This is a genomic window from Cupriavidus sp. D39 (genome assembly GCF_026627925.1).
GTDB classification, from domain to species: domain Bacteria; phylum Pseudomonadota; class Gammaproteobacteria; order Burkholderiales; family Burkholderiaceae; genus Cupriavidus; species Cupriavidus ulmosensis.
Genome location: NZ_JAPNLE010000009.1, coordinates 4709286 through 4735178 on the forward strand (window position 1 = coordinate 4709286; position 25893 = coordinate 4735178).

A 25893-nucleotide genomic window follows, 5' to 3' on the forward strand; every position below is an offset into this window, starting at 1 on the left:
GAGACATCGATGACCTACCGTGCCCCGCTCAAGGACATGCTGTTCGTGATGAACGAACTGGCTGATCTTGACGCCGTCAGCAAGCTGCCCGGCTTCGAGGACGCCACGCCGGAGACGGCGCAGGCGGTGCTCGACGAGGCGGCCAAATTCAACGAACAAGTGGTGGCGCCGCTCAACCGCATCGGCGACATCGAGCCCAGCAGCTGGAAGGACGGCGTGGTCACCACCACACCCGGTTTCAAGGACGCGTTCCGCCAGTTTGGCGAAGGTGGCTGGCAGGGCGTGCTGCATCCGCAGGAGTTCGGTGGCCAGGGCTTGCCCAAGCTGATCGCCACGGCCTGCAACGAGATGCTGAACACGGCGAACCTGTCGTTCGCGCTGTGCCCGTTGCTGACCGACGGCGCCATCGAGGCCCTGCTGACCGCGGGCAGCGACGCGCAGAAGGCCACCTTCCTGCCCAAGCTGATCTCCGGCGAATGGACCGGCACCATGAACCTGACCGAGCCGCAGGCCGGCTCGGACCTGGCCGCCGTGCGTACGCGTGCGGAGCCGCAGGGCGATGGCACCTACAAGGTGTTCGGCACCAAGATCTTCATCACCTACGGTGAGCACGACATGGCGCAGAACATCGTCCATCTGGTGCTGGCGCGCACGCCCACGGCACCCGAGGGCGTCAAGGGCATCTCGCTGTTCATCGTGCCCAAGTTCCTGGTGGGTGAAGACGGCTCGCCGGGCGCGCGCAACGACGCGCACTGCGTGTCGATCGAGCACAAGCTGGGCATCAAGGCCAGCCCCACAGCCGTGCTGCAGTTCGGCGACCACGGCGGCGCCATCGGCACGCTGGTCGGCGAGGAAAACCGCGGCCTGGAATACATGTTCATCATGATGAACTCGGCGCGCTTCTCGGTTGGCATGCAAGGCGTCGCCGTGTCGGAGCGGGCCTACCAGCAGGCCGTGAATTTTGCCCGCGAGCGCGTGCAAAGCCGTCCGGTCGATGGCTCGGCGCGCGAGGCGGTGACCATCATCCATCACCCGGACGTCAAGCGCATGCTGATGACCATGCGCTCGCTGATCGAAGGCGCGCGTGCGGTAGCGTATGTGGCCGCGGCGGCGTGCGACACGGCGCACCAGCACGCCGACGAAGCGGTGCGCAAGCAAAGCCAGGCGTTCTACGAGTTCATGGTGCCCATCGTCAAGGGCTGGAGCACGGAGCTGTCGATCGATGTGACCAGCCTGGGCGTGCAGGTGCACGGCGGCATGGGCTTCATCGAGGAAACCGGCGCGGCCCAGCACTATCGCGATGCCCGCATCCTGCCGATCTACGAAGGCACGACCGCGATCCAGGCCAACGATCTCGTCGGCCGCAAGACGGTGCGCGACGGTGGTGCGGTGGCCCGGGCGATCTGTGCGCAGATCGCCGAGACCGAAGCGGCGCTGGGCAAGCATGGTGGCGCGGCGTTCACCGCGGTGCAGGCGCAACTGGCCAAGGGGCGCGCGGCACTGGAGGCCGTGGTGGCGTTCGTCGTGGCCAACGCCAAGTCGGATCCCAATGCCGTGTTTGCCGGCAGCGTGCCTTACCTGAAGCTCTGCGGCATCGTGTTTTCGGGCTGGCAGCTTGGCCGGGCGATGCTGGCCGCGGATGCGAAGCGTGGCGAGGATCCGTCCTTCCACGACGCCAAGATTGCTACCGCGCATTTCTTCGCGGAGCACATCTTGTCGCAGGCATCGGGTTTGCGCGATGCCATCGTGGCGGGTGCGGCGCCGGTCAATGCGTTGAGCGAAGCGCAGTTCTGAGCCTCCTGATCCCGGCAAGAAAAAGGCGGCCCCGCGGGGCCGCCTTTTTATCGCGCGTTGGAACAGTGCGCGGGTCAGGCCGTCGCGTGACGCGGCGCGGCGTGCGTTCTCGCCGGCTTGAGATAGCGCATGACCGAGAGGTCGTCCGCGCGGATCGCCGGCGCGGTGCCGGACACCAGGTCCGACAGCAGCTTGCCCGAGCCGCAGGCCATGGTCCAGCCCAGCGTGCCGTGGCCGGTATTGAGCCACAGTCCCTTGAGCGGCGTGGGGCCGACGATGGGGGTGCCGTCCGGCGTCATCGGGCGCAGGCCAGTCCAGAAGCTGGCGCGGCTGACATCGCCCGCGCCCGGGAACAGGTCCGTGACCACATGCTCCAGCGTGCGGCGCTTGGCCGGGTCGAGCGAGCGGTCGTAGCCGACGATCTGCGCCATGCCGCCTACGCGGATGCGATCGTCGAAGCGCGTGATCGCCACCTTGAACGTTTCGTCGAGCACGGTGGAAACGGGGCTGCGGTCCGCATTGGTCATGGGCACCGTGAGCGAGAAGCCCTTGAGCGGATAGACCGGCAGGTTCGACAGGCCCGGCAGGATGTTCTTCACGAACGGCGTCGACCAGCTACCCAGCGCTACCACGACCAGGTCGGTCAAGACGGGCTCGCCGCCAACCATGGCGCCGGTAACGGCATCGCCCTTGGTCAGCAGCCCGTCGATGGAGCGGTTGTAGTGGAACTGCACGCCCAGGCCCTCGGCCATGGCGGCGAGTTGCCGGGTGAACAGCTGGCAGTCGCCGGTTTCATCGTTGGGTAGCCGCAGGCCGCCGCTCAGCTTGTGGCTGACGGCGGCCAGGGCCGGTTCGCTGGCGGCGAGTTCCTCGCGCGATAGCAACTGGTAGGGCACGCCGGCTTGTTCCAGCACGGCAATGTCCTTGGCGGCACCGTCGAGCTGCTCGGCGGTGCGGAAGAGTTGCAGCGTGCCTTGCTGGCGGCCTTCGTAGGCGATGCCGGTATCGGCGCGCAGGGCCCGGATGCAGTCGCGGCTGTACTCGGCCAGCCGCACCATGCGCTCCTTGTTGACGGCATAGCGCTCGGCGCTGCAGTTCATCAGCATCTGCCACATCCATTGGAGCTGGAACAGCGTACCGTCCGGCTTGATGGAGAGCGGGGCGTGCTCTTGGAACATCCACTTGATGGCTTTGAGCGGCACGCCGGGCGCGGCCCAGGGCGATGCATAGCCCGGGGAGATCTGGCCGGCATTGGCAAAACTGGTCCCAAGCGCGGGCGCGGCCTCACGGTCGATCACGGTGACTTCATGGCCGGCACGGGCCAGGTACCAGGCGCTGGTAACGCCAATTACGCCACTGCCAAGAACGAGAACGCGCATAGTCGGAAGCTCGCAACCAAGAAATAGAATGGATAAAGTATTTACATCTATACTATTGAAATATTGGTAGTCATAGTTGTCGTAATTTTCAGGGAAACAGGAAGAACTAATGAGAACAAGTCGTCAGCCCGTGCGCAGCCTGGACCGGCTGGATCGGAAGATCCTGGCTTTGCTCCAGGCGGACGGGCGCATGTCGATGAAGGAACTGGCGGAAGCGGTCGGCCTGACCATCACGCCATGCATCGAGCGGGTCAAACGCATGGAGCGCGACGGCGTCATCATGGGCTATTACGCGCGCCTGAATCCCGCGCTGCTCGGCAGCGGCCTGCTGGTGTTTGTCGAGATCTCGCTGGGCAACAAGTCCGGCAATATGTTCGAGCAGTTTCGCCGCGAGGTGTCGCGCATCCCGGAGGTACTTGAGTGCCATCTGGTCTCGGGCGATTTCGACTACCTGATCAAGGCCCGCATCCGCGAGATCGGCGAGTATCGCCGCCTGCTGGGCGACATCCTGCTGCAGTTGCCGGGCGCCGCGCAGTCCAAGAGCTACGTGGTGATGGAAGAGATCAAGGAAACGCTGGCGATTGCGGTCGACGAGAAGGCCCCGCACGCCTGAAGCCGCGCTGGCCTGCTGTATCTGGCAACACGGCCTAGAACAGCGACATCTGCGGCGCGGCGCTCGCCCGGGAAAAATGCTCTGTGGTCAGGGGATGGCGCTCGGCGTTAAGCCCGAAGCGCTGGCAGGCGAGCTTGAAGCGCTTGCGCAGCAGTTCGGCAAAGATGCCCGTGCCGGTCATGCGCGTGCCAAACCGGGAGTCGTAGGCCTGGCCCCCGCGCATTTGCGCAACCAGGCTCTCCACATGCCGGGCGCGCAGCGGATGGTAGGTGGCCAGCCACTCGGAGAACAGCTGCTCCACCTCGCGCGGCAGGCGCAGCAGGATATACGCCGCCGTTTTCGCCCCGGCCTTGGCTGCCGCCTCGAGGATGGACTCCATTTCCGGATCGGTCAGGCTCGGAATGACCGGCGCCACCATCACCCCCACCGGAATGCCGGCCTCGCTCAGCGCTGCGATGGCGGCCAGGCGGCGCGCCGGCGCGCTGGCGCGGGGCTCCAGCGTGCGGGCGATTTCATTCTTGAGCGACGTGACCGACATATGGACTCGGACCAGGTTCTTGGCCGCCATGCGCTGCAGGATGTCGATGTCGCGCGTGACCACGCCCGACTTGGTCGTGATGGCCACCGGATGGTTGAACCGCTCCAGCACTTCCAGGATGCCGCGCGTGATCTTGAGATCCCGCTCGATGGGCTGGTAGGGGTCGGTATTGGCTCCCAGCGCGATTACCGTCGGTACATAGTTGCGGTGAGCCAGCTCGGCCTCGAGCAGGGCGGCGGCGTTGTCTTTTGCGTACAGGCGGGTTTCGAAGTCGAGGCCCGGCGAAAGCCCCAGATAGGCATGGCTGGGCCGGGCATAGCAATAGATGCAGCCATGCTCGCATCCGCGGTACGGATTGATGGACGCGTCGAACGGCAGGTCTGGCGACTGGTTGCGCGAAATGATGCGCTTGGCTTTCTCCGTGAAGACAATGGTCTGGATCTGGGGTGTCTCTGGCTCATCGAAGGCTTGGGACTCATCGGCGACCCGCTCGCGGGTCCAGGCGTCGAACCGGCTGACATCGTTCGAGCGCGCCGCCCGGCCTTTCAGCGGGCTGGAGGAGGGAGGTCGGGTCGTCACGTTGGCGGTCCTGCGGCTACGGTTTGTACTGTATATTTATACAGTGTTTCGCGTAAACAGCCAAGGCGTGTTTTTACCGGGCCGAAGAGGCAGAGGAGGCTGAATAGGCGGAAGACCCTGCCTAGGGGCAGTCCCAGTAGGGCGGGGAGCCGAAGTGCGCGGCAAAGAAATCGATAAACGCGTGCGTCTTCGCCGGGACCTGGCGACGGCTGGGATAGACCGCCCAGATCGACACGGCCGGCAGCACCGGGTAATCGGGGAGCACGCTGACCAGCGCACCGCTGCGCAAGTGGGGGCCAACATCCCAGGTGGACTTGAGCGCCAGCCCCATGCCAGCCAGGACCGCATCCCGGATGACTTCGCCATTGTCCGTGCGCAGGTTGCCGGTGACCGCCACCGCGGTCTTGCCCAGCGCCGTGTCGAACTGCCAGGAGGCCTGGTCGCCCAGCACGATGCAATTGTGGTTGCGCAGGTCTTCCGGGTGACGGGGCGTGCCATGCGCGGCGAGATAGGCGGGCGAAGCGCAAACGGTGCGATGGCTCGGGGCCAGGGGGCGTGCTACCAGGGATGAGTCCGGCAGCGCGCCCATGCGCAGTGCCACGTCGACGCCGGCCTCGACCAGGCCGATCACATGGTCGGTCAGGCGCAGGTCCAGTGTCAGGCCGGGATAGGCAGCGAGGAAGGCGGGAATGGCCGGCGAGACGTGCTGGCGGCCGAAGGAGGCGGGCACCGTGACCCGCAGCGGCCCCTGGGGCGCTTGCGCGCCGTGGCCGACCGACTGCGCGGCCTGGTCGGCCGTGTCGAGCAATTGCGCGGCATGTTCGAGGAAGCGCTCGCCCTCGCCGGTCAGGGAGATGCGGCGCGTGGTCCGGTGCAGCAGCCGCGTGCCGAGCTGCTGCTCGAGCTGCGCCAGGCGGCTGCTGGCCGAGGAGGTGGACAGCCCGAGATCGCGCGCCGCGGCCGAGAGGTTGCCCAGCGACGCAGCGCGCACGAACACGGCGATGTCCAGCAGGTCGAAGTGCATCGGCGCTGGGGTGCGGGGCCTGGGGCTTACTGCGACAAGGCGCGCGCGGCTTCGACCTGGGATTCGAAGAAGGTCTGGAAACTGATGGCCAGGCCTGCCATCAACAGGCCGGTACCGATCAGCAGGGACAGGATGACCAGGATCACGACGGGCCAGCCCGAGCGCGTCGGCGTGCCATGCGGGTTGAAGCGGGCATCCCATTTATCGTCGGGGCGCAGGCCATACACGATGGCCGCCAGGAACGCGCTGATCACCGACGTGCCGCCGGCAATGGCAAAGGTCCAGTTCAGGGCCGGCAAGCCGGCGCCCGTCTGCATCGACATGACGCCGATGACCCCGGCGAGTGCCGCCAGCAGGTGCGCCCAGGCAAATTTATCGCGCAAGCCACCTAGGTAGAAGCGATGCAGGCCCACGGTGCCGAACAGGAAGGCCAGTGCGACCGTGATCAGTTTGGATTTGCCCTGAAGCGGCTTGGGGCTAGCGGTGGCTGAAACTTGGGTGGCGGCAGGCATGGGCGACAGCTAGGTTAATGGCCGGCAGGGGCGGCCGACGCAAAATCAGGTGAGTGCCAGTCAGGCTGGCGTCGGCGCTCATTGTACGCTGGCATCAAACGCGGGCGGACGCCGGCGGAGCAAGGCAGGAGGCTATACGCGTCGGACGAGCAATACCCGCGAGAGTTCCTTTCGCGGCACATCGTCAAGGAGGGGAAGCCAGGGGAGCGCTGATCGCCGCGGGCAGGGCAATCAGCCAGGAAGTGGGTGGGGAGGGGGCCGGCGTGCCTAGCGGCCGCCGTCTCGTCCGCGCGCTTGCCAGCCCGGGCCCATGCCGGAGCTGCGCTGGTCGCCGCGCCCGTTGTCGCCTTGCATATTGCGATCGGGCTGCCGGTTGCGTTCATCGCCGCGTTCCTGGGGCGACTGGGGGCGGCCATTCAGGCGGTCATCGGCGCGCGCGCGGGCTTCCATTCGTTCGATCTGGGCCCGCACATGGTCTTGCCGTTCAGCGCGTACGCTCGCCATCGCCCATGCGCCCTGGCCAGGCTGGCTTTGCGCATTGCTCACATTCCGGCCTTCGGGCCGGCTATGTTGCCAAAACGCGACCTGTGCATGGCTGACAGCAGTGAGGCCGAGCAAAGAAACGGCCAACAGGATGCCAGCCACCGAGTCGCGCAGGAGGGTGCGGGGGAGCATGCGGAATCCCAGTATCCTGTCGCGTGGTGAGGTTGTTCGAGATATGGGTTCATGGTACGCACGCGTCTTCGACGCGCCTATGCTAAAGCCGTTACCGGTGTAACGGATTGTTTCGCTACTGTCCCGAGAGCCACGCCGTATCCCGCGCGCGGCAAGGGTTCAGGGTGCGTAGCGGATGCGATATACCGCGCCCGCCATGTCGTCGCTGACCAGCAGTGAGCCGTCCGGGGCAACCTGGACATCGACGGGCCGGCCCCAGGGTTTGTCGCCCTGCAGCCAGCCTTGCGCGAACACCTCCTGGCGCACCGCCTGGCCGCGCTCGTTCAGCACCACCCGGACGATGCGGTAGCCGATCGGCTTGGTTCGGTTCCAGCTGCCGTGCTCGGCAATGAAAATATTGTTGCGGTATTCGGCGGGGAATTGCGTGCCGGTATAGAAGCGCATGCCGAGCGCGGCGACGTGGGCGCCCAGCTTTGCCACCGGCGGCTCGAACTCGGAGCAGGCGCGCTGCTTGCCGAATTCCGGGTCGGCAACACTGCCAGCGTGGCAGTACGGATAGCCGAAGTGCTGGCCGGCCCGGGTCACCCGGTTGAGCTCGTCGTCGGGCACATCGTCCCCCAGCATGTCGCGCCCGTTGTCGGTGAACCAGAGTTGGCGGGTGGCCGGGTGCCAGTCGAAGCCCACCGAATTGCGCACCCCTTGGCCACGACCTGCAAGTCGGTGCCGTCGGGCTTCATCTTCATGATGTTGGCGTAGCGGTTTTCGTCGGGCGCGCAGATATTGCAGGGGGCGCCGACCGGCACATACAGATAGCCATCCGGGCCAAAGGCGATAAACTTCCATCCGTGATGCGTTTCGGAGGGAAGCGATCGCTTACCACAACGGGCTTGGGCGGGTTGTCCAGGCGGGCATCGATGTCATCCAGGCGGACGATCCGCGAGGTCGAGGAGGCGTAAAGCGCGCCGTCGCGGAAGGCCACGCCTACCGGCATGGTCAGGCCGGTGGCGACGGTCCTGAGCTTCGGGGCGGGCGCCAGCGGGTTGCGGATTGCATACACCTTGCCTTCGCCGCGGGTGCCGACAAAGAGCGTGCCCCCCGGCGACAGGGTCATGCCACGTGCTTCCGGCACCTCCGCGCTCAGCAATTCGATGCGAAAGCCTGGCGGCAGCTGGATCTGCTCCAGCGGCAGGGCGGCGTTGGCATCGGGACTGAGCCAGATCGCTGCCACGAACGCCGCGAAAGTGCTCGCGAGCAGGGTCCGGAAGCTGCGAATGTGAAGGTGAAAACGCATGGCGCGCTCTCCTGTCGGGGTTTTCACCACGATGCCTGTGGCCGGGTGTCGCGTCAATCGCTCTAAGTGTTTGTTTGGCCTCGGAATTTGGTCTATACTCTTGCGTTTCGTGTTCGAACATCAAGTTTTCTGAGGAATCAAACCCATGGTCGTAATCCGTCTGGCTCGCGGTGGCAGCAAGAAGCGCCCCTTCTTCAATATCGTCGCTGCTGACTCGCGTAATCGTCGCGATGGCCGTTTCATCGAGCGTATTGGTTTCTACAATCCCCTGGCTTCGGCAAGCGAAGAAGGCCTGCGTCTGGTGCAAGACCGCCTGACGTACTGGACCGGCGTTGGCGCCCAGCTGTCGCCGACGGTTGCCCGTCTGGTCAAGCAAAACGCCGCCAAGGCTGTAGCCTGATAGTTGTGACGCGCGTTTCGCGACGCGTGGCAAACGACACGTGACAGAACGCAAGCAAGGCGCCCCGGCGCGGCGGCCACTCAACGTGCCGCTCGAGCCCTCGGCCCGGCGCGAGGCCGGTGAGCAGGAAAAGCCCAGTCTCAATCGCGGCGCAACCGGGTTGCCGGCGGCGCTGGCGTATACCGATAAGCTGCCGGACGACCTGATCGAGGTCGGTTATGTCGGCGCGGCTTATGGAATACGGGGCTGGATCAAGGTCCAGCCGCATGCCGACGATGCGAGCGCGCTGTTGCACGCGCGCCGCTGGTGGCTGCTGAAACCGCCGCCAACCGGCCTGGCTGGCGCGGCGGATGCCGTTGCCTTCGAGGCCTTGTGCGTAAAGATCGTGCAGTCCCGCGAGCACAGCGGTACCGTAGTGGCCCAGGCGAGCGGCGTGTCCGAGCGCAATCACTCGGAAGCGCTCAAGGGTCGCCGTGTCTGGATTCGTCGCGAGGATTTCCCCGCGCCGGATGAAAATGAATTCTACTGGGTCGATCTGATTGGCTGCGCCGTGTTCAATGAGCAGGGCGAGTCGCTGGGCGAAGTGTCCGGGCTGATCGACAACGGTGCGCACCAGATCCTGCAGGTGGCGCATGCCTTGCCCGATGGCAAGGCGGGTGAGCGCCTGATTCCCTTTGTCGACGCATTCCTGCGCTCGGTCGATATTTCGGCCCGGCGCGTGGTGGTGGACTGGGGCCTGGATTACTGAGCGGCCCGAGCTGGTGAATGCGCGGGCGCTTGGCCGGCGATGGCCGGTGGGCGAGTGTTGGGCAAGTAAAGGGAGAGGCGGATGCAGTTCGACGTAATCACGCTGTTTCCCGAGATGTTCCGCGCGCTGACCGACTGGGGCATTACCAGCCGGGCGGCAAAGCAGCAGCGCTACACGCTGCGCACCTGGAATCCACGCGACTTCACCAGCGACAACTACCGTACCATCGACGATCGCCCCTATGGCGGCGGCCCTGGCATGGTGATGCTGGCCAAGCCGCTGGAAGATGCCATCGACGCGGCGTGTTCCGCCCAGCAGGCGGCGCAGGCTGAGCCGGTACGGCCGCACGTGGTGCTGATGTCGCCGCAAGGCGCGCCGCTGACGCACCAAAAGTGATGTCGCTGGCACAACGCCCCGGCCTGGTGATGCTGTGTGGCCGCTATGAAGCGATCGACCAGCGCTTGATCGAGCGACGGGTCGATGAGGAAATCAGCCTCGGCGATTTCGTGCTGTCGGGCGGCGAGTTGCCGGCCATGGCCGTGATTGACGCGGTGGTCAGGCATTTGCCGGGTGTACTGGGCGACGCCCAGTCGGCTGTCCAGGACAGCTTCGTCAACGGGCTGCTGGATTGTCCGCACTACACGCGGCCGGAAGAATACGAAGGTGTGCGGGTGCCCGATATCTTGCTCGGGGGCCATCATGCCGAGATCGAGAAGTGGCGGCGCCAGCAGGCGCTGGCAAATACTGCGAAGAAGCGCCCCGATCTGATCGAGGCAGCGCGCAGCCAAGGGTTGCTAAGCCGGGTCGACGAGAAATTCCTGTCGGCATGGCTGGCGAAAGAAGGGCGGGAGTTCGCTCCCGCCAAGTGAAACCCCATCCTCTGCCGGGGCCCAGGCCATGCCTGGGGCATACAACGTCGGCATGATGGACAAGGAGAAGAAACGATGAACATCATCGAGCTGATCGAGAAAGACGAAATCGCGCGTCTGACCGCGAACAAGACCATCCCCGCATTCGCACCCGGCGACACCGTGATCGTCAGCGTGAACGTGGTGGAAGGTAGCCGCAAGCGCGTCCAGGCTTATGAAGGCGTCGTGATTGCCAAGCGCAATCGTGGCCTGAATTCGTCCTTCATCGTGCGCAAGATTTCGTCGGGTGAAGGCGTGGAACGTACGTTCCAGCTGTACTCGCCGCTGATCGCCGCGATCGAAGTGAAGCGCCGTGGCGACGTCCGCCGCGCCAAGCTGTATTACCTGCGTCAGCGTTCGGGCAAGTCCGCGCGGATCAAGGAAAAGCTGGCATACAAGTCGGCACCGGCCAAGGCTGCTGCCAAGGCTGCTGCTCAGTAAGGCGCCAGTTGCCGCGATCGGCTTGCCGGTCGCAGCTGCGCAAAAGGGCACCCTCGGGTGCCCTTTTTGCATCTCGGCGTGCCACGTTTGCCGCGTCGCAGCACAAACGTTTTGGCTGGCTTCTGTCATACTCGCAACGATTATGCGTCCTGCCTTTGATCCCGAATCCCTCCCCATCGTCGCCACCGATACCCGGCACCCCCGCTGGCCGACGTGCGCCTGCAGCCGGAGTTCATCCGCCACCGGCTCCAGTCGCCGCCTGTCTGGGACCCCGAGCTGACCGATGAGTCGCGCGCCTATGACCGCAGCCTGAAGCTGCGCGATGCAGCCGTGCTGGTACCGTTGGTGGAGCGAGAGGATGGGCTGACCGTGCTGCTGACCGAGCGCAACGCCAACCTGAGCGCGCACGCGGGGCAGATCAGTTTCCCGGGTGGGCGGCACGAGGCGTTCGATATCGACCGGACTGCCACGGCGCTACGCGAAACCGAGGAAGAGGTGGGGCTGGCGCGCGATTATGTGGAAGTGCTGGGTAGCTTGCCCGACTACATCACGGGCACCGGCTTCCATGTGAGCCCGGTGGTGGGCCTGGTCCGCGACGGTTTCACGCTGCGCCCCGATGCGCGCGAGGTTGCCGATGTGTTCGAGGTGCCGCTGGGTTTCCTGATGGACCCGTCGCATCACCAGCAGCGCCTGTTCCGCTGGGTGGACGGCGAGCGGCTGTTCTACGCCATGCCGTTTCCGCGCGAGGATGGCGGCCACCGGTTTATCTGGGGCGCCACTGCCGGCATGTTGCGCAACCTCTACCACTTGCTGGCAGCCTGAGGGCTGCCCTCGCGCTCAGGCGGCTGCAGCCGCCGGCTCGATGTCTTCCCCGGTGCAGTGCGGGCAGCTCTTGCCCACCACGTAGTGCGGGCTTTGCTGTTCCTCGGCGGTGACCACGGCGCGGCAGGCAAAGCACTGCTTGGGGCCGGCCGGTTCCAGGCTGGGGTTCAGCGCGGTGCGGTAGTCAAAGACGAAGCAGTCGCCCTGATAGTGGCTGCCGCCGACTTCCTCGAAATACTTCAGGATGCCGCCCTCGAGCTGGTAGACGTGCTCGATGCCGGCTTCCTGCATGTGGATGGCGGCTTTCTCGCAGCGAATGCCGCCGGTGCAGAACGACACGATGGTCTTGCCCTCGAACTCCGCCTTGTGCGCGGCGATGGCCGGCGGGAAATCGCTGAACTTGGCGATGTCGTAGTCGACCGCCTGCTCGAACGTGCCGACCGCGACTTCAAAGGCATTGCGTGTATCCAGCATCACCACCGGGCGGCCGGCATCGTCGTGGCCCTGGTCCAGCCAGCGCTTGAGCTCGACCGGCTTGACCGCCGGCGCGCGGCCTGCCTCGGGGCGGATCAGCGGCATCTTCATGGTGATGATTTCCTTCTTCTCGCGCACCAGCATGCGCTTGAAGGGCTGGTTCTCCGACAGGCTTTCCTTGGGCTCGATATCGGCAAAGCGCGGGTCGGCGTGCAGCCAGCCGACGAAGCCGTCGATGGCCTCGCGCACGCCGGCCAGGAACAGGTTGATGCCTTCCGGCGCGAGCAGGATCGTGCCCTTGAGCCCGTGTGCTTCGCAGCGCGCGCGCATTTCCGGGCGCAAGACCGGGATGTCGTCCAGCGAGACGAATTTGTAAGCGGAGATGTTTACGATCTGCATAGGTGGCGCGCAACGGGCCCGCGCCGTGTGAGCGCGCGGTAACTGCCTGATTGGAAAGGCGAAATTATAGCGCCTTGCAGGCCTCGTGCCGGGCTTTTCCGAGCGCCCGGCTCAGTCTTGCGATCGGGTGCGTGGCGCAAAGAAGGCAGGCGCGGGCATGCCGAGCCGGTACAATTACGGCCATGTCTGCACCTCGCTTCGTTCATCTCCGTCTCCATTCCGAATACTCCGTCGTCGACGGCATCGTGCGCCTGGACGATGCCGTCAAGGCTGCGGCCGCCGATGGCATGGGCGCGCTCGCCCTGACCGACCTGGCCAATGCCTTCGGCCTGATCCGCTTCTACAAGGAAGCGCGCGGCGGTGGCGTCAAGCCCGTGGTCGGCACCGACGTCTGGCTCACCAACGCCGACGATCGCGACAAGCCGGCGCGGCTGCTGCTGCTGGTCCAGGACCGGATTGGCTACCTCAATCTCTGCGTGCTGCTGTCGCGCGCATGGCTTTCCAACCAGTACCGCGGCCGCGCCGAGATCGACCCGGCCTGGTTCGATGAAACCGGCGAAGAGGGCCAGCCGCTGGCTACCGGCCTGATTGCGCTGTCCGGCGCCATGGGCGGCGACATCGGCATGGCGCTGGCCAACGGCAACGATGCGGCCGCGGCGCAGGCTGCCGCGCATTGGGCCAAGGTGTTCCCGCAGCGGTTCTACATCGAGTTGCAGCGCGCCGGCCTGCCTGGCACCGATGCTTATGTGCAGCAGGCGGTGCAGCTGGCGGCCAGGATGCGCCTGCCGGTGGTGGCAACGCATCCGGTGCAGTTCATGACGCCCGACGATTTCACCGCGCACGAGGCTCGCACCTGCATCGCCGAAGGGAGTTGCTGGCCAACCCCGCCGCGTGCGGCGCTTCACCACCGACCAGTATTTCAAGACCCAGGACGAGATGTGCGCGCTGTTCGCCGACATCCCGTCCGCGCTGGAAAACGCGGTGCAGATCGCGCGCCGTTGCAACCTCACGCTGGAGCTGGGCAAGCCGCGCCTGCCGCTGTTTCCCACGCCCGACGGCATGTCGCTCGACGACTACCTCGTGCACCTGGCCAAGGAAGGCCTGGAAAAGCGCATGGCGGTACTGTTCCCCGACGAAGCCGTGCGCGAGGCCAAGCGCCCCGAGTACTACGCGCGGCTCGAGTTCGAGACCGGCACCATCATCAAGATGGGCTTCCCCGGCTACTTCCTGATCGTGGCGGACTTTATCAACTGGGCCAAGAACAACGGCGTGCCGGTTGGCCCGGGACGGGGCTCCGGCGCCGGTTCGCTGGTGGCCTATGCGCTCGGCATTACCGATCTGGATCCGCTTAAGTACGCGCTGCTGTTCGAGCGGTTCCTGAATCCGGAACGGGTTTCGATGCCCGACTTCGACATCGACTTCTGCCAGCAGGGACGCGATCGCGTGATCACGTACGTGAAGGAGAAGTACGGCCACGCCGCGGTATCGCAGATCGCCACCTTCGGCACCATGGCCGCCAAGGCGGCGGTGCGCGACGTGGGCCGCGTGCTGGACCTGGGCTATGGCTTTGTCGACGGCATCGCCAAGCTAATCCCTTTCAAGCCGGGCAAGCTCGTCACCATCGAGGAAGCCAAGAAGGAAGAGCCGCTGCTGACCGAGCGCGAGAAGAACGAAGAAGAAGTGCGCCAGTTGCTGGAGCTGGCGCAGCGCGTGGAAGGCATGACGCGTAACGTCGGCATGCACGCCGGTGGCGTGCTGATCGCCCCGGGCAAGCTGACGGACTTCTGCCCGCTCTATACGCAGGGCGCGCAGAACGACGGCATGAGCGGCGTGGTCAGCCAGTACGACAAGGACGACGTGGAAGCGGCCGGCCTGGTCAAGTTCGACTTCTTGGGCCTGACCACGCTGACCATCCTGGACTGGGCCGAGCGTTATATCCGCCGGCTCGACCCGTCCATGGCGGACTGGAGCTGCAGCCACATCCCGCTCGACGACAGCAAGGCATTCGACATCCTCAAGACGGCCAACACGGTCGCGGTGTTCCAGCTGGAAAGCCGCGGCATGCAGGGCATGCTGAAGGACGCCAAGCCTGACCGCTTCGAGGACATCATCGCGCTGGTGGCGCTCTACCGCCCGGGCCCGATGGACCTGATCCCCAGCTTCTGCGCCCGTAAGCACGGCCGCGAGAAGGTGGAGTACCCGGACCCGCGCGTCGAGCCGGTGCTCAAGGAGACCTACGGCATCATGGTCTACCAGGAGCAGGTGATGCAGATGGCGCAGATCATCGGCGGCTACTCGCTGGGCGGCGCCGACTTGCTGCGCCGCGCCATGGGCAAGAAGAAGGCCGAGGAAATGGCCCAGCACCGCGAGCTGTTCCGCGAGGGTGCGGCCAAGAACGGCCTGACCGCCGAGAAGGCGGACGATACCTTCGACCTGATGGAAAAGTTCGCGGGCTACGGCTTCAACAAGTCGCACGCGGCCGCTTACGCTTTGCTGGCCTACTACACGGCCTGGCTCAAGGCGCACCATCCGGCCGCGTTCATGGCAGCGAATATGTCGCTCGCCATGGACGATACCGACAAGGTCAAGATCCTTTTGATGACTGCAAGCTCAACAAGCTCCAGGTGCTGCCGCCTGACGTCAACGCCAGCGAATACCGCTTCGCGCCGACCGATGCCAAGACCATCCGCTACGGCCTTGGCGGCATCAAGGGCTCGGGGCAGGGCGCCATCGAGGACATCCTGCGTGCCCGCGAGGAAAAGCCCTTTGCCGACCTGTTCGATTTCTGCGAGCGCGTCGACCGCCGCCAGGTCAACCGCCGCACCATCGAGGCGCTGATCCGCGCCGGCGCCTTCGACAGCCTCAACGACAATCGCGGCCAGTTGCTGGCCTCGGTGTCGCGCGCCATGGAAGCCGCCGAGCAGAAGGCTGAATCGGCCAACCAGGTGTCGCTGTTCGACCTGATGGCCGACGCCGGCGAATCGCACCGTCCCGAGCTGGTCGACGAGCCGGCCTGGGCGCCCAAGCGCATGCTGCAGGAAGAAAAGCAGGCGCTGGGCTATTACTTCTCCGGCCACCTGTTCGACGCCTATCGCGACGAAGTCGGCCGCTTCCTCAAGGGCACGCTGGCCGGCCTGGAAAAGGAAGTGCAGGGCAACGGCGGCGGCTACGGCCGCGACGTGCGCGGCAAGGTCATCGCCGGTGTCATCACCGGCATGCGCACCCAGATGACGCAGCGCGGCAAGATGCTGATCGTCTTGCTCGACGACGGCACCGGGCAGGTCGAGATGACGGTGTTCAACGAATTGTTCGATGCCAACCGCCATATGTTCCGCGAGGACGAGATGGTGATCGTGCAGGGCAATGCCCGCCATGACACCTTTACCGGTGGCGTGCGCTTCACCGCCGAATCGGTGATGGACCTGGTGGCGGCGCGCGCCAAGTACGCCGAGGCGGTAGGCCTGGCGTTCAACGGCAATGCCTCCACCGAACTGCTGCGCGAGTTGCTTACGCCCTACCTGGCGAACGTGGCCAATACGCCAGGCGTGCCGGTGCGCGTGAGCTACGCCACCACCGGCGCGCGCTGCGAGGCGGAGCTGGGCCGGCAGTGGCTGGTCACGCCATCCGACGATGCCCTGGCAAGCTTCCGCGCGGCCCTGTCTGGCGAGAATGTCCGCATGCTGTACGGCTGACCCGGGCTTGCCGGCAGGGCGGCAACGGCAGTGCGCCGCCCTGGCCGGCCTTGCTGCCGTCCATCTTCGTCTTTCCATGGATCACACAAGCCCCGCATGGCCAAGCAACGCATCCTCTTCCACCTGACCCACTTTCTGCGCGGCGGCATCGAGACCTCGCTGGTATCGCTGCTGGCCTCGCTGGATCGAGAGCGCTTCGAGATCGGCCTGACGCTGACCTATCCGACCGAGGCGCTGGAGACGCATTTCCGCGCGATGCTGCCGCCGGACGTCAAGATCCATATCCTCGCGCCGGAGGCCTGGCTCTCGCACTGCCGGCAACTGAAAAAAGCCGGCAAGCTGGGCCCGCTGGGCAAGATCTATGAAGAAGTGCTGTTGCCGCCGCTGCGCAAGCCGCTGGTCAACCGGCGCTTTCGCGGCATCGCACGGGACTATGACCTGGTCATCGACTATGACATGTCGCTCTCGCGGCTGACCGGCCGCCTGCCGGTGCCGATGATCGGCTACCAGCATTTCAGCGTGGCCCACCTGGAGCGCGAGAACCGCCGCAAGCTGCGCAAGCTGCGGCGCCAGTGCCGCGAGCACTATGACCGCATCGTGGTGCTCAACGACAGCATGCTGGCCGACGCGCGGGCGCTGATTCCCGAGGCCGCCGACAAATTCATCCGCCTGTACAACGCCACCGACCTCGATCGCATTCGCGCGCTCGGCAAGGCGCCTTTCACCCCGCTGGCTTATCCCTACATCGTTTCGGTGGGGCGGCTGGAGGAAAGCCAGAAGGATTTCACCACGCTGCTGCGGGCCTACGCGGCGCTGGTCAGGGGCACGGGCTTGTGCGAGCGGCTGGTGCTGGTGGGTGACGGCGCTTCGCGCGGCCGGCTCGAAGCGCTCGCGCGCGAGCTCGGCATCAGCGAGCGCGTCAGCTTTGCCGGCTTCCAGGCTAATCCCTATGCGTGGATCCACCATGCGCGGCTGATGGCGTTCAGCTCCAAGATGGAGGGGCTGCCCAATGTGCTGCTCGAAGGCATGGCGCTGGGCCAGTTGGTGGTGAGCACCGATTGCCCGGTGGGCCCGCGCGAGATCCTGGCCGAGGGCAAGGCCGGCCTGCTGACGCCGGTTGGCGATGTGCCGGCGCTGGCGGAGGCGATCCGCCTCGGGCTCGAGGACGCGCCGCTGCGCGCCCGCCTGCTGGCCTATGCGGCGGTCCACATCGAGCAGATGGGCTTTGGCCCCACCTCGGCGGCCTTCAGCGCTTGTGTCGAGGGGCTGCTGGGTGCACCTCAGGCAGGGGCGGCAGCCCCTACCGTGGCGGCACCTGCTGCTCGCTCTTCTGCTGCAGGTACCACAGTTTGATGTATTTGTAGTAGCTGGCCTGGCCATTCATCAGCGCCACGCCGAGCCCCTGCGCGCCGTCCAGGAAGCCGCGGCGCAGCAGGTAGGTGCGCAGGAATGCCCAGGCGCCATGCAGCACGGCGCTGGCGGGCGACGCCGTCTTGCCGCGGGCAAATCCCTGCTGGGCGCCCAGGCTGGAGTATTTGTCGATCTTTTGCAGCACCTGCGAGAAATCGTCATAGGTGTAATGCAGCAGCGGCGAATTGAGCCTGCCGACCGGCGCATCGGCTACCACGCGCTCGTGCACGAGATCGTCGGTGAAGCGGGCGCAGCCACGGCGGAACAGCCGTGTGACGTAGTCGGGGTACCAGCCGCCGTGGCGGATGAAGCGGCCGCAAAAGCGCGACAGCCGAGGCACCTCGTACGCATCGGACTGGCCGGATGCCACCGCGGCGAGGATCTCGTCGCGCAGCTCGGGGGTGACCCGTTCGTCGGCGTCGATGGAGAAGATCCAGTCGCCGTCGGCCTTCGATACCGCCAGGTTTTTCTGGGCGCCGAAGCCGGGCCAGTGCTCGGTTTCGAAGACCTCCGCACCCAGGCTTCGGGCCAGCTCGACCGTGCCGTCCCGGCTACCTGAATCCACTATAATCGCGCGGTCGCACCAGGACACGCTTTCCAGGCACTCCCGGATGTTATGTGCCTCGTTTTTTGTAATTAGTACGACTGAGATTCTCATAGAGCTTGTTTATGATGTTCCGTGCCGGAAAAGTGACCGCTTTTACCAATGCGCTAGTTCTGGCATTCCCAATCCTGCTACTGTGCGTGCCGAAGGGCGCCGGCATTTTCCTGGGCGCCATCTTGCTGCTGGCCTTGATTGTCCATAGCGGCATGGGGCCCACGTTATCGCAGTATCGCGCCACGCTGTGGCCCATCGGGCTCGCTATTCTAGCTTTGGTGCTTGTCTTCCTGGGTTCCAAGCTCTATTTTCACGTCCCCTGGAACGTGATGGATAACCCTTCACGCATCCTCCTTTTGTTGGTGACATGCCTGGTTATCCTCAAAATCGCGCCAGACCCGCAGCGGATCTGGCGTGGTATCACGATCGCTTTGGCGATGAGCCTGGTGGTTGTCCTGTTCCAGTATTGGGTCCTCAACGATCCACGGCCGTCGGCCTGGACCCAGGCCATCGCATTCGGGAACATGGTTGCCGCATTGGGGCTGATTGGCTTCGTGCGGCCTGGGACCAGCCGCAAGTCGCATCTGGTTGCCTGGCTAGACCTGGCTCTCGCGGGTTCGGTGCTGATTGTGAATGGCACGCGCGGCGCTTGGCTGGCATTGTTTATCACGATGATCCCGCTGCTCTTTGTTCGCTACCCGAGCATGAGGCCGGCGAAGTTCTTTGGCGCCGTGGTGCTCATCGCTGCCTTGGCTGCGGGATTCTATCTGGTGCCTGGCAGCCCCGTCGCGCAGCGGGTTGACCTTGTGCGGGGACAATGGGAGCAGTTCCAGCACGGGAATACCGAAACGTCGGTGGGTGCACGGTTGAAGCTCTGGCAAATGGCGCTGGAATCGATCCACTTGCATCCATGGCTTGGCGTCGGGGTCGGACAGTTCGCGCGTATCCCTCAATCTTCCATCTTCTGCAAGGAGCATGGGTCGTCTGACGTTTGCACCCTTGAGCACGCGCACAATGATGTCCTCGAGGCCGCAGCGACAATGGGCATGCCGGGCATGCTGGCATTGCTGGGCTTGTTTCTGGTCCCTGGTGTCCTGTTCTGGCGGTTGCTAGGCGTATGCAGGCGCAACGCCAATCCCCTTGGCGTCAGCTTGTGCGCTTCCGGCATCGGCGTCGTCATGGCCAGCCTGATCAGCGGCCTGACCCAGGTGACGATGGCGCACCAGGCAAATATCGTTTTTTATGCCGGCGTGATCGGGCTGTTGCTCGGGCTGGCCGCAGTACAAGCAAAGTATCCCCGCGCCGACGGGGTGGAGAAAACGTGAAAGTCCAAGAACAAAATGCGCCCCCGGCCCAGGAAGCCGACACCCTGAAGCGAGTCTGGTCCTACCTGCGCCCGGAAATGCGCGTCTTCATCGTCGCCATCATCGCGATGGCGGCTGTGGCGGGCGCCGAAGGGATCATGCCCAAGGTCGTCAACGACCTGCTCGACAACGGTTTCGGCGGCGCCTATGCCGGCAAGCTCTGGCACGTGCCGGCCCTGCTGATCGGCGTGGCGCTGGTACGCGGGGTGGCGCAGTTCGCTTCCGGCTACCTGCTCGCCCTGATCTCCAACCGGGTGCTGCTGAAGATGCGCATGCAGATGTTCGAGCGCATGCTGCATGCGCCCGCGCTGTTCTACCATCGCAACACCGCGGCGTCGCTGATCAATGCGGTGATCTTCGAAGTCAACCAGGTCATGCAGATCCTGACTGGCGTGCTGATCACCCTGGTGCGCGATTCGCTCACCGTGCTGGCGCTGCTCGTCTACCTGTTCTATACCAACTGGAGCCTGACGCTGGTGGTGGCGGTGATCCTGCCGGTGATCGGTTTTGTCATGGCCAAGGTCAATCGCCGCCTGCGCCGCCTCAATCGCGATCACCAGGCGCTGACCAACACCGCGGCCTACGTGGTCGAGGAAGCCGCCGGTGGCTACAAGGTGGTCAAGCTGCATGGCGGCGAGGCGTATGAGACTTCGCGTTTCGCGGCCATGGCCGAGCGCCTGCGTGGCTATTCCATGCGCATGGCAGTGGCGGGCGGGCTGAACCAGCCCGTCACGGCATTCCTGGCGGCGCTGGCGTTGTCCGTCATCCTCACCATCGCGATGATCCAGTCGCAGTCCAACCACACGACGGTGGGCAGCTTCACCGGCTTTGTGATGGCGATGCTGCTGCTGGTCTCGCCGCTCAAGCACCTGACCGACCTGAACCAGCCGCTGCAGCGCGGCCTGACTGCGGCCGAGATGATCTTCGGCCTGATCGACGAGCCGGTCGAGCCGCAAGACGGCGGCCTGCCGCTCGAGCGCGCGCGTGGCGAACTGGTGTTCGAGAAGGTGGGCTTCCGCTACGGCGAGGCCGCCCGCCCGGCGCTGGACAACATCAACTTCAACGTCAGCGCCGGTGAAGTGGTGGCGCTGGTGGGGCCGTCGGGCAGCGGCAAGACCACGCTGGTCAACCTGGTGCCGCGCTTCTTCGACCCAACCGAGGGCCGCATCCTGCTGGACGGCAGGACCATCGACGCGTTCTCGCTGCAGGACCTGCGCCGCCAGATCGCCTTTGTCAGCCAGGACGTGGTGCTGTTCAACGACACGGTTGCCGCCAACGTGGCCTATGGCGTGCATCCGGCGACGCAGATCGACATGGCGCGCGTCGAGCGCGCGCTGGCCGCCGCCTACCTGACCGATGTGATCAAGGGCCTGCCGCAAGGTCTCGAGACCAATATTGGCGACAACGGCATGAAGCTGTCCGGCGGCCAGCGCCAGCGCATGGCGATTGCGCGCGCGCTATACAAGGACGCACCGATCCTGATCCTCGACGAAGCCACCTCGGCGCTCGACTCGGAATCCGAGCGCCAGGTGCAGGCCGCGCTGGAGGCCCTGATGGTCGGCCGGACCACGCTGGTCATCGCGCACCGCCTGTCGACCATCGAGAACGCCGATCGCATCGTGGTGCTCGACCACGGGCGGGTAGCGGAGCACGGCAGCCACGCCGAGCTGCTCTCGTCCGAGGGGCTCTACGCCGGGCTGCACAAGATCCAGTTCGCCACCCAGTAAGCCGGCGCAGTCAGTCGGCGCAGTCAGCCAAATTCCCGCTGCCCGCGGCAGCCAGCGTGGGCGGTTCATGCGCAGTGCATAGAGGGGGACACCCCCGAAAGGAGACCACCATGACCGCATCGCCACCCCCGCTGAGCCGTTACCCGGTTCCCGCCATCGCGGACCTGCCCGAGGACATCCGGGCTCGCATCCTGGAAGTCCAGGACAAGGCCGGCTTCGTGCCGAACGTGTTCCTGACACTGGCCCACCGGCCCGATGAGTTCCGCGCCTTCTTCGCCTACCACGATGCGCTGATGCTCAAGGAAGGTGGCCTCTCCAAGGGTGAGCGCGAGATGATCGTGGTAGCCACTTCGGGCGCCAACCAGTGCCTCTACTGCGTGGTGGCGCACGGCGCCATCCTGCGCATCTACGAGAAGAAGCCGATGCTGGCCGACCAGGTGGCGGTCAACTACCGCAAGGCCGATATCACGCCGCGCCAGCGCGCCATGCTCGATTTTGCCCTCAAGGTCTGCGAGGCCTCGGCCGAGGTTGGCGACGCCGATTTCGCGGTGCTGGCCAAGCATGGGTTCAGCCAAGAGGACGCCTGGGATATCGCTGCCATCACCGCCTTCTTCGGCCTTTCCAACCGCATGGCGAACACCATCAGCATGCGGCCGAACGAAGAGTTCTACCTGATGGGGCGCGTGCCGAAGGCTAAGTAGCGCCTCTGGATGCACGTGCGGTGGGCGCCTGCCGCGCCCATCTCCTTGTTCCACTTCTCTCGATCCGCCCGTCGCCTTGAATCCCGTCTCGCTCTTCTTTGCCCAGGCCTGCCTGGTGGTCGGCACGCCGTTCCTGCTGTGGCGCGGGCTGCGCATCGGCAGCATCGTGCCGCTGGTGGCCATGCAGATCGTGGGCGGCATCCTGCTCGGGCCGTCCCTGCTTGGCGCGTTGTGGCCGCAAGGCTGGCAGGCCCTGTTCGGGCCGGCGCAGCTAGCCGCGCTCTCCGGGCTGCAATGGCTGGCGGTGGTGCTGTTTGCCTTCCTCTCCGGCTTGCATATCGGCGGCGCGCAGCAGCAAGGGATGCGGCGCATTGCGATGGCGGCAGCGCTGGGCAGCGTGCTGGGGCCGTTCGCGCTCGGCACGGCAGCCGGGGCCTGGCTGGCCTACGCTACGCCGGGTGCAGTCGGGCAAGCGGCATCCGCCTGGCAATTCGCCTTTGCCGTGGGCGTTTCCATGGCGGTAACGGCACTGCCGGTGCTGGGGGCGATCCTGCGTGAAATGAAGCTGTCCGACTCCGTGCCCGGACAGCTGGCGCTCGGCTGCGCCGCCTTCAGCGATGCGGCCATCTGGCTGGTGCTGTCGGCCATCCTCGCCAGCGCAGGCCGTTCGTCGTCCTACGACTTCCTGCGCCTGGCGTTGCTTGGACTCGCCTACGTCGGTGCGATGCTGTGGCTGGTACGTCCGCTGCTGGCGCGCATGCTGCCGCGGATGGCCGCCGTTGATGCGCGCCTGGCGCTGGTCGCGGTGCTGATCTTCGGCTCGGCGCTGATCTCCGAATCGATCGGCCTGCACTACATCCTTGGCGGCTTCCTCGCGGGCGTCGTGCTGCCGAGCGATGCGGCCGGCGAGCTCCGGCGCCAGCTCGAGCCTGCCACCGTGGTGGTACTGATGCCGTTCTTCTTTCTGATGACCGGGCTGCGTACCGACATCGCCATGGGTGGTCAGGAGACCCTGCTGGAGTTCGGCCTGTGCACCGTGGTCGCGGTGGCCAGCAAGGTGGTCGGGACCGCATTGCCGGCGCGCCTGGCCGGCCTGCCGCGGCGCGAGGCCTGGATGCTGGGCGCGCTGGTGCAGACCAAGGGCCTGATGGAAGTGGTGGTGCTGGGCATCTTGTTAGAGGCCGGGCTGATCGGCATGACGGCCTTCTCTGGCCTGCTGCTGATGGCGCTGGCCACCACCGTGCTGGCCAAGCCGTTGACACGCGCGGCGGCGCGCCTGCGCGAACGCTGAGCCGCGCTTGCCGTCACCAGCCGGGCAGCGCTAGCGGATCTGCGCGCACGTGCCGCTGCGCGGGTCGAACAGCACCGGCCAGGCCTGCTCGTAGATGCCAGGGGTGCAATGCTGCTCGCAATGCGCATGCGCCAGCGTGACGCGCCGCGGGTCCTGCCAGACCATCAGCGTGCAGCCGCTGCCATCGATCGCCCGCAGTTCGATATGCGGGGTCTTGCGCACCTGACGGAACTCCGTGAGATCGAAATGACAGGAGCCATGCCGGCCCACCCACAGCTTCCAGCTGAGGCTGCGCACATCGTTGCTGGCCACCCGCATATGGGCATCCTCGCGAAAGCCGTCTTCCTCCGTACGCTGGCAATCGGCGGCGATATCGATGTCGTGCGGGGGAATGGGCGTGGCGCGTTCCCGCGCCACGGGGGCGGGGGCCGTTTGTGTCGCGGGTACGCGCGCAGCTGGCGGGGAGGGAGGAGGCAGTGTCACCGTGCATGCCGCCAATGCGGCAGCTAACGGCCACAACAGCAAGCGCTTGTTCTTCATGATGACTCCTTGCGCCCGGCGCCCGCGAGGCAATCTGAATGCCGGCACCTGTCTCCATATTTATAGCGGATAGGGCAAGGAAGGCGAGAGGAAAGCGTGCGCACGCGCACCGCTCTTGCTACTTCGGCGCAGCGCCGTCGCCTCCCGAGGCAAGGGTGCCGACGAGAGCGACCTGACGGCGAAGCGCTTCGGTGGTGTGGCCCTGTCCGAAGAGCCTGTCGAAGACGACCAGCACGCCGCCGAAGCTGGCATCCAGGTATTCGACGTTGGCGGCGTGATGGACCCGGTGCGCGGACGGCGTATTCAGGACATATTCCAGCCAGCCGAGCCGCGATCCCTGGAGAACCTGGAACGCATATTTGAGTCGACCATCCGTCTCCTGGACACGGAGGGGCTGAAGGGTTTGAGCACCAGCCGGATTACATCAGGATGATGTCGTACTGCTCCTGGTGGAACGTCGATTCCACCTGCAGCGAGATCGGCTTGCCGATGAAGTCGCCGAGCATGGCCAGATGCTGGCTTTCTTCTTCCAGGAACAAATCGATCACGTGCTGCGAGCCGAGGATGCGGAACTCGCGCGGGTTGAACTGGCGCGACTCGCGCATGATCTCGCGCAGGATGTCGTAGCAGACCGTGCGCGGCGTCTTGACCTGGCCCTTGCCCGTGCAAACGGGGCACTGCTCGCACAGCACGTGCGCCAGCGATTCACGCGTGCGCTTGCGGGTCATCTCCACCAGCCCGAGCTGAGAGAAGCTGTTGACGGTGATGCGGGTGCGGTCGCGTGACAGCGCGCGCTTGAGCTCCGAGAGCACCTGGTCGCGATGCTCCGTGTTCTCCATATCGATGAAGTCGATGATGATGATGCCGCCCAGGTTGCGCAGCCGCAGCTGGCGCGCGATGGTGTGCGCCGCTTCCAGGTTGGTCTTGAAGATCGTGTCGTCGAAGTTGCGCGCGCCGACGTAGCCACCGGTGTTGACGTCGATGGTGGTCATGGCCTCCGTCTGGTCGATCATCAGGTAGCCGCCGGACTTCAGGTCGACCCGGCGCGACAGCGCCTTCTCGATCTCGGCGTCGATATTGAAGAGGTCGAAGACGGGGCGCTCGCCGGTGTAGTGCGACAGCCGCGGCAGCACCGCGGGGGTGTACTCCTGGGCGAACTCGACCAGCTTCTGGAAGTTCTCGCGCGAATCCACCTGGATCACGTTGGTGGCGTCGTTGACGAAGTCGCGCAGCACGCGCTGGGCCAGGTTGAGGTCCTGGTAGAGCAGGCTGGGCGCGGGCAGCGTGGTGGCGTTCTGGCGGATCGAGGCCCAGATCTTGCGCAGGTAGGCGATGTCGTTGCCGAGCTCTTCGTTGCTGGATTCCTCGGCGATGGTGCGCACGATGAAGCCGCCGCGCTCATCCGCCGGCACCAGCCCCTGCACGCGGGCGCGCAGGGTTTCGCGGTCGACCTCACCCTCGATGCGCTGGGAGATGCCGATGTGCGGGTCCTGCGGCAGGTAGACCAGGGTGCGCCCGGCAATGCTGACCTGCGTGGACAGGCGCGCGCCCTTGGTGCCGATGGGATCCTTGATGACCTGGACCATCAGGGCCTGGCCTTCGTAGAGCGTCTTCTCGATGGCCAGCGGTGCGGCATTGGCGTTCTTGTCCGGGTCGCGCGGGTGCCAGATGTCGGCGACATGGAGGAAGGCGGCGCGCTCCAGCCCGATATCGATGAAGGCGGACTGCATGCCGGGCAGCACGCGCACGACCTTGCCGAGGTAGATGTTACCGACGAGCCCGCGCGACAGCGTGCGCTCGACGTGGAGTTCCTGCACGGCGGCCTGCTGCACGATGGCCACGCGTGTTTCCTGCGGTGTGATGTTGACGAGGATGTCTTCAGTCATAGTGGATGAAACTCGTCGCCGGCTGACCGGCCAGGTGGTTGTCCGCATTGTGCTGCCATGCGTCCCGTGGGCGCTGCCGTGGCCAGG

At 65.5% G+C, this 25893-nt stretch carries 19 protein-coding genes and 5 pseudogenes; 13 read left to right on the forward strand and 11 right to left on the reverse strand.

What is annotated here, in order from left to right; all coding sequences use genetic code 11:
- Nucleotides 1-9 precede the first annotated feature (9 nt).
- Nucleotides 10-1794, forward strand: a complete 1785-nt coding sequence (locus OMK73_RS34010; RefSeq protein ID WP_267605877.1) for an acyl-CoA dehydrogenase — start codon at nucleotides 10-12, stop codon at nucleotides 1792-1794.
- Nucleotides 1795-1868: 74 nt separating this feature from the next.
- On the opposite strand, the gene OMK73_RS34015 is transcribed toward OMK73_RS34010, so the two are convergent.
- Nucleotides 1869-3173 (reverse strand): D-amino acid dehydrogenase, encoded by a 1305-nt coding sequence (locus tag OMK73_RS34015; protein WP_267605878.1) that lies wholly within the window; start codon nucleotides 3171-3173, stop codon nucleotides 1869-1871.
- A gap of 109 nt (nucleotides 3174-3282) precedes the next feature.
- Here OMK73_RS34015 and OMK73_RS34020 point away from each other — a divergent pair, with 109 nt between their 5' ends.
- Nucleotides 3283-3786, forward strand: coding sequence for an Lrp/AsnC ligand binding domain-containing protein (locus OMK73_RS34020; protein WP_006158394.1), 504 nt, complete (start codon nucleotides 3283-3285; stop codon nucleotides 3784-3786).
- Nucleotides 3787-3820: 34 nt separating this feature from the next.
- Here the strand turns inward: OMK73_RS34020 and OMK73_RS34025 are convergent, their stop codons facing one another.
- From OMK73_RS34025 to OMK73_RS34045, 5 genes and pseudogenes are all read right to left on the reverse strand, one after another.
- A complete protein-coding gene (locus OMK73_RS34025; protein ID WP_267605879.1) occupies nucleotides 3821-4903 on the reverse strand; it encodes a PA0069 family radical SAM protein in 1083 nt (360 codons plus the stop codon).
- 121 nt (nucleotides 4904-5024) lie between these two features.
- Nucleotides 5025-5927, reverse strand: a complete 903-nt coding sequence (locus OMK73_RS34030) for a LysR family transcriptional regulator (protein WP_267605880.1) — start codon at nucleotides 5925-5927, stop codon at nucleotides 5025-5027.
- Between the two features lie 26 nt (nucleotides 5928-5953).
- Nucleotides 5954-6439 (reverse strand): TM2 domain-containing protein, encoded by a 486-nt coding sequence (locus OMK73_RS34035; RefSeq protein ID WP_267605881.1) that lies wholly within the window; start codon nucleotides 6437-6439, stop codon nucleotides 5954-5956.
- Nucleotides 6440-6706: 267 nt separating this feature from the next.
- Complete coding sequence (locus OMK73_RS34040; RefSeq protein ID WP_267605882.1) at nucleotides 6707-7114, reverse strand: hypothetical protein; 408 nt, start codon at nucleotides 7112-7114, stop codon at nucleotides 6707-6709.
- 159 nt (nucleotides 7115-7273) lie between these two features.
- A pseudogene (locus tag OMK73_RS34045) lies at nucleotides 7274-8342 on the reverse strand (PQQ-dependent sugar dehydrogenase).
- A gap of 208 nt (nucleotides 8343-8550) precedes the next feature.
- Between OMK73_RS34045 and rpsP the strand changes: the two are divergent.
- From rpsP to OMK73_RS34070, 5 genes and pseudogenes are all read left to right on the forward strand, one after another.
- Nucleotides 8551-8805, forward strand: a complete 255-nt coding sequence (gene rpsP / locus OMK73_RS34050) for a 30S ribosomal protein S16 (protein ID WP_006158390.1) — start codon at nucleotides 8551-8553, stop codon at nucleotides 8803-8805.
- A 160-nt stretch (nucleotides 8806-8965) separates the two neighbouring features.
- The gene (rimM, locus tag OMK73_RS34055) at nucleotides 8966-9553 is read left to right on the forward strand and encodes a ribosome maturation factor RimM (RefSeq protein ID WP_267606614.1); all 588 of its coding nucleotides are present in this window, start codon (nucleotides 8966-8968) and stop codon (nucleotides 9551-9553) included.
- 81 nt (nucleotides 9554-9634) lie between these two features.
- A pseudogene (trmD, locus tag OMK73_RS34060) lies at nucleotides 9635-10422 on the forward strand (tRNA (guanosine(37)-N1)-methyltransferase TrmD).
- 75 nt (nucleotides 10423-10497) lie between these two features.
- Nucleotides 10498-10902 (forward strand): 50S ribosomal protein L19, encoded by a 405-nt coding sequence (rplS, locus tag OMK73_RS34065; protein ID WP_267605883.1) that lies wholly within the window; start codon nucleotides 10498-10500, stop codon nucleotides 10900-10902.
- A 142-nt stretch (nucleotides 10903-11044) separates the two neighbouring features.
- Nucleotides 11045-11724 (forward strand): annotated as a pseudogene (locus tag OMK73_RS34070) (NUDIX hydrolase).
- 15 nt (nucleotides 11725-11739) lie between these two features.
- On the opposite strand, the gene OMK73_RS34075 reads toward OMK73_RS34070, so the two are convergent.
- Nucleotides 11740-12597, reverse strand: a complete 858-nt coding sequence (locus OMK73_RS34075) for a sulfurtransferase (RefSeq protein ID WP_267605884.1) — start codon at nucleotides 12595-12597, stop codon at nucleotides 11740-11742.
- A 182-nt stretch (nucleotides 12598-12779) separates the two neighbouring features.
- On the opposite strand from OMK73_RS34075, the pseudogene dnaE reads away from it, so the two are divergent.
- Together dnaE and OMK73_RS34085 are read left to right on the forward strand one after the other, a co-directional pair.
- Nucleotides 12780-16289 (forward strand): annotated as a pseudogene (gene dnaE / locus OMK73_RS34080) (DNA polymerase III subunit alpha).
- Between the two features lie 96 nt (nucleotides 16290-16385).
- Nucleotides 16386-17642 carry a glycosyltransferase gene (locus OMK73_RS34085; protein WP_267605885.1) on the forward strand — a complete coding sequence of 419 codons (1257 nt, stop codon included), beginning with the start codon at nucleotides 16386-16388 and terminating at the stop codon, nucleotides 17640-17642.
- On the opposite strand, the gene OMK73_RS34090 is transcribed toward OMK73_RS34085, so the two are convergent.
- Nucleotides 17590-18357 carry a glycosyltransferase family 2 protein gene (locus tag OMK73_RS34090; protein ID WP_267605886.1) on the reverse strand — a complete coding sequence of 256 codons (768 nt, stop codon included), beginning with the start codon at nucleotides 18355-18357 and terminating at the stop codon, nucleotides 17590-17592. The genes OMK73_RS34085 and OMK73_RS34090 overlap by 53 nt on opposite strands.
- An 11-nt stretch (nucleotides 18358-18368) precedes the next feature.
- Here OMK73_RS34090 and OMK73_RS34095 point away from each other — a divergent pair, with 11 nt between their 5' ends.
- The 4 genes from OMK73_RS34095 to OMK73_RS34110 all read left to right on the forward strand — a co-directional run bounded on the left by OMK73_RS34095 (nucleotide 18369) and on the right by OMK73_RS34110 (nucleotide 23380).
- Nucleotides 18369-19622, forward strand: coding sequence for an O-antigen ligase family protein (locus OMK73_RS34095; RefSeq protein WP_267605887.1), 1254 nt, complete (start codon nucleotides 18369-18371; stop codon nucleotides 19620-19622).
- The gene (msbA, locus tag OMK73_RS34100) at nucleotides 19619-21388 is read left to right on the forward strand and encodes a lipid A export permease/ATP-binding protein MsbA (RefSeq protein ID WP_267605888.1); all 1770 of its coding nucleotides are present in this window, start codon (nucleotides 19619-19621) and stop codon (nucleotides 21386-21388) included. The genes OMK73_RS34095 and msbA overlap by 4 nt, the downstream gene beginning before the upstream one ends.
- Nucleotides 21389-21498: 110 nt before the next feature.
- Nucleotides 21499-22089 (forward strand): peroxidase-related enzyme, encoded by a 591-nt coding sequence (locus OMK73_RS34105; RefSeq protein WP_267605889.1) that lies wholly within the window; start codon nucleotides 21499-21501, stop codon nucleotides 22087-22089.
- A gap of 76 nt (nucleotides 22090-22165) precedes the next feature.
- On the forward strand, nucleotides 22166-23380 hold the full coding sequence (locus tag OMK73_RS34110; RefSeq protein WP_267605890.1) for a cation:proton antiporter: 1215 nt from the start codon (nucleotides 22166-22168) through the stop codon (nucleotides 23378-23380).
- Between the two features lie 30 nt (nucleotides 23381-23410).
- Here OMK73_RS34110 and OMK73_RS34115 read toward each other — a convergent pair whose 3' ends face one another.
- The 3 genes and pseudogenes from OMK73_RS34115 to rng form a co-directional block, all read right to left on the reverse strand.
- Nucleotides 23411-23920 carry a hypothetical protein gene (locus OMK73_RS34115; RefSeq protein WP_267605891.1) on the reverse strand — a complete coding sequence of 170 codons (510 nt, stop codon included), beginning with the start codon at nucleotides 23918-23920 and terminating at the stop codon, nucleotides 23411-23413.
- A 118-nt stretch (nucleotides 23921-24038) separates the two neighbouring features.
- Nucleotides 24039-24251, reverse strand: a pseudogene (locus OMK73_RS34120) (sterol desaturase family protein); the annotation flags it as partial.
- Nucleotides 24252-24339: 88 nt separating this feature from the next.
- Nucleotides 24340-25806, reverse strand: coding sequence for a ribonuclease G (gene rng / locus OMK73_RS34125; protein ID WP_267605892.1), 1467 nt, complete (start codon nucleotides 25804-25806; stop codon nucleotides 24340-24342).
- Between the last annotated feature and the right edge of the window lie 87 nt (nucleotides 25807-25893).